Source organism: Bartonella sp. TT110JLCBS (genome assembly GCF_042193405.1).
Taxonomy (GTDB): domain Bacteria; phylum Pseudomonadota; class Alphaproteobacteria; order Rhizobiales; family Rhizobiaceae; genus Bartonella.
This window is the reverse complement of sequence record NZ_JBHILT010000138.1, coordinates 1-998: the sequence shown is the minus strand read 5'-3', so window position 1 is coordinate 998 and position 998 is coordinate 1. Positions and strand designations below refer to the sequence as shown.

2 protein-coding genes are annotated in these 998 nt (G+C 44.1%); both read left to right on the top strand.

Annotation, left to right across the window (positions count from 1 at the left end):
• A partial coding sequence (locus ACFILW_RS10045) for a lysozyme (RefSeq protein WP_375685768.1) occupies window positions 1–533 on the top strand: 533 nt, incomplete at its 5' end.
• Window positions 530–757, top strand: coding sequence for a hypothetical protein (locus ACFILW_RS10040; RefSeq protein WP_375612675.1), 228 nt, complete (start codon window positions 530–532; stop codon window positions 755–757). The genes ACFILW_RS10045 and ACFILW_RS10040, both read left to right, overlap by 4 nt.
• The last annotated feature ends 241 nt before the right edge of the window (window positions 758–998 follow it).

Below are 998 nucleotides of genomic sequence, written 5' to 3'. Positions count from 1 at the left end.
TTGTCAAAAAAGGCATGTGTATTAGCCAAGAGCAAGCAGAAGAAATCCTTTGTGAAGACTTAAAGCAATTTGAGAAGACGGTAGAAGAATCGGTTACGGTTTCGTTAACGGATTGCCAATTCGCGGCATTGGTCTCGTTTTGCTATAATGTAGGAACCGCTGCTTTTTGCAAGTCAACCTTGTTGAAGAAGCTTAATCAAGGGGATTATGAAGCCGTACCCTTAGAGTTACAGAAATGGAATAAGGTGGGTGGGAAGCCTCTTGCTGGTTTAGCCAACCGTCGAGCAGCAGAAGCAGGATTATGGGCAAAAGGGTCTTATGTCTCTTCGAATTATCAAAGGGTAGAAACGAAAACGGCAACCGGACTTCTTAAAATAGAAGCACTTGCCCCGATTATAGGGTCTTGTTCTGGTTTTGGCGGCTTGTTAGCAGGCAATGGACCGGTGCAATGGGCATTAGCAGGCATGATGGTTTTAGCGGCTGTAACGGGCATAGTGATTGTCGCCAAGCGGTTTCGGGAGCAACGCTTATGATTTTTTGGCTAAAGAAATATTCTCTGATGTTTACAGCGGCTTTAGCCGTTTTTTTTATGGCTTTAGCCAAGGCGTTTCAGCTTGGCAAGCAAAGCGAACGGCAAAAGCAAACAGAGAATGCTTTAAAGACAGCAACAACGCGGCTTGAGGTAGAAAATGAAGTTAATCAAAAAAGTGATGCTGGTGTGCGCTCTGAACTTTCTCGTTGGGTGCGCGGCAAATAGGTCTGTTTCTTGTGGTGGCTGGTTGCCCATTTATTTGGATAATCAGGATGTTGCGGTCATCAGTTCCAACCTTGCAAGAGATATTTTGAAGCATAACAAGCAGGGAGCCCATTTATGTGGTTGGAAAGATGGTCAAGAAACGAAGCAGCAAAGATAAAGATCTTACAGAAAAAGAACAACAGCTCCTTCACGAGATGATAGAGACCTATCAAGGCTTAAAGATGATGTCACGCATCATGAA

Coding starts and splice junctions, on each gene's coding strand:
- ACFILW_RS10040 (WP_375612675.1), top strand. CDS start 530: ATGATTTTTTGGCTAAAGAAATATTCTCTGATGTTTACAGCGGCTTTA.